Origin of the sequence: Bacteroides sp. B1-V-101 (assembly GCF_023656585.1) — a bacterium.
GTDB lineage: Bacteria > Bacteroidota > Bacteroidia > Bacteroidales > Bacteroidaceae > Bacteroides > Bacteroides thetaiotaomicron.
The window spans coordinates 1-2,497 of record NZ_JAMOKH010000083.1; the positions used below are offsets into that span (position 1 = coordinate 1).

Genomic DNA, 2,497 nt, shown 5'->3' on the forward strand with positions numbered 1-2,497 from the left:
GTTTTGTGTAGGCTAAGCACCCAGCGCCTTATCATATTTCTATGGTAGGTTTCCAAATGCTCGCCCCCGAACCGGACTTACACCTCTCAGCGTATCCGGCTCTCCACTAATTTCAGTCTATCTTTCCGTCATGTATCTTCTTGTGACAACTCCTGCACACGGCAATCGTCTTGCGTTTACGGGCAATCATGTGTCGTTCCCAGCTTTCCTTTCCCTGCAAGTTCTTTAGTTTCCTTACATGGTGCATAACAAGGTCGTCTGTCGCTCCACATAATTCACACTCACGGGCTTTCAGCCTTTCAACAAGGCTTGTCCGCCCCGCAGTATAAATTGTTCGTGGCATAATGTCACATTCCGATTTATAGGTGGGCTTCTTTCGTTTGAAGCCACCGTCGTAAAAGTATCTTTCCTTTACACCAGTTTTAGTCATGTGCGTTACGATAAACCTACCGTTCTTACGATATTTCTTGTTTACCTTACGTGTTCGGCACTTATATTTGCCTGCAAACGTTTTGTACATGCTGTATTCCATGATGTACTTGAAATTATTCAAGGCATGGGCGCAGTTGTTGGCTATGGAGTAGTAATTATAGAACCCCACGATTTCCCGATTATAACTATCAAGGATTTCAAGGTCGTCATTGAATATCAGTCCCGATTTACATTTCGGTTTCCATATTTCCTTTCCGTTACGGTTTGTCAGTTCCAATACTCCCCAATCGAAAAGTTTTTTACGGACTGTTTCCGTACTGACATTCAAGCAGACCCTTTTACCATAGGTTCTTCTCAATCTACCCCGTTTATCCCGTCTTTGGTCATTGGACTTTCTTACAGTGATTTCATATCCGAGAAACTTGGCCGGTCTTTCCGTGTGAGTGACAAGTGTCTTTTCATCGGACAGCTCCAATGCCAGTCTGTCAGCAAGGAAGTTTTTAATATCTTCTTTTATCTGTTGCGCATCCTGCTTGCTTCCGATAATTCCCACAAGAAAATCATCTGCATATCTTGCATATTTCATTCTTCTGTAATCGGCATCCATTTCTTCGCCGTTGGGATATTTAGCCCGTCCTTGTTCTATTGCTTTCAGTTCAAGGATTAGCTTTGTCCTTTGCCTTTCGTCTTTTACGAACTTCAATCTTCGCACAATACGTTTTCTTGCATTGCCAAAGTCCATACTTTCTCTACTGAATTTTCGTTTCTTCCCTTTGTCGAATTTGGCTGTGTATTCCTTTATATACTTATCCAGCTTGTCAAGGTATATATTAGCCAATATCGGGCTGATGATACCCCCTTGCGGTGTGCCACTGTAAGTATTGTGGAATTGCCAGTCTTCGATATATCCCGCTTTCATAAACTTGCGTATCAATCGGATGAAGCGTTCATCCGCAATACGCTCCAAGAGAATGTTTATCAATACATCATGGTTTATATTATCAAAGAAGCCTTTTATGTCTCCCTCCACAAACCATTTTGCACCATTAAACTCCTTTTGGATATGAGTTAATGCAGTATGGCAGCTTCGATTGGGACGGAAACCATGCGAGGTGTATTCAAAATTTCCCTCGTATATGGCTTCCAGTACCATTCTTACTACTTCTTGTATCAACTTGTCATTGAAAGTCGGCACGCCAAGAGGTCTTTTCTTACCGTTTTTCTTCGGTATGTACACCCTCTTTGACGGTTGGGGCTGGTACGTTTCATCTTTTAACGTATCAATCAACTTTTCAATTCGTTTCAGGCTCATGTTGTCAATGGTCTGACCGTCTGAACCTTTAGTCATGTTACCCTCTTTAGCGTAGATACGCTGATAGGCAACGTAGAACATTTCCTCATTGAACAAAATTCTGTAAAGACGTTCAAACTTATAGCTTGCATCCTTACTGTGTTCTGATAGACTGTTTAATACTCTTTCTGGACTTCTCATAATGTCTCTCACATTTTCCGTTAATTGTATTAATAATTAGCTGCTTCCCTTCGCCATGTACAAGGCGTTACCTTGCTCAAACTACTATGGAAGCTCCGTTACCACTCCGAATTTTCATAGGTCGAACCTAATAGCCTTTCGGCACTTCGGGATAGGTAATCCCCGTTTATTACATCGTAACTGTTGGCATGATAGATTGTCGGATACGACTTCCGTCCTTTACTCGCTTACTGCGGTTGTGTCGTGATAAGTTCTTGCTACCTTCATTCCTATACACTGAAGTAGTATCACGATATGGCGATTGATAGTTACCTTACGCCATAGCCTCAAGGGGGACCATTCGGACTATCGTTCAATCAATTCGGACTTTATCCTCATATCTATCTTTTCATCTCGCCATTCAGTCGCAGTTTGGTAACTAACTGACTTATGACTTTTCCGACATGCTACACTCCCTGCTCGGTTAAGTTTTCCCGAAACAGATAAGTCGGCTGATGATAGGTCATTTTCAAAGAACACTTTCCTAATCTCTTGCCAAAGAGATATTTACGATGCAACCTTTACGGGCGCACA

The 2,497-nt window shown here is 42.1% G+C and carries 1 protein-coding gene; it reads right to left on the reverse strand.

Annotated features, from left to right (window positions below; translation table 11 throughout):
• Nucleotides 1-112 precede the first annotated feature (112 nt).
• Entirely contained in the window at nt 113-1,924 is a 1,812-nt protein-coding gene (locus NBH01_RS26440; RefSeq protein WP_004318718.1) for a reverse transcriptase/maturase family protein, read from the reverse strand.
• Nucleotides 1,925-2,497: the final 573 nt, after the last annotated feature.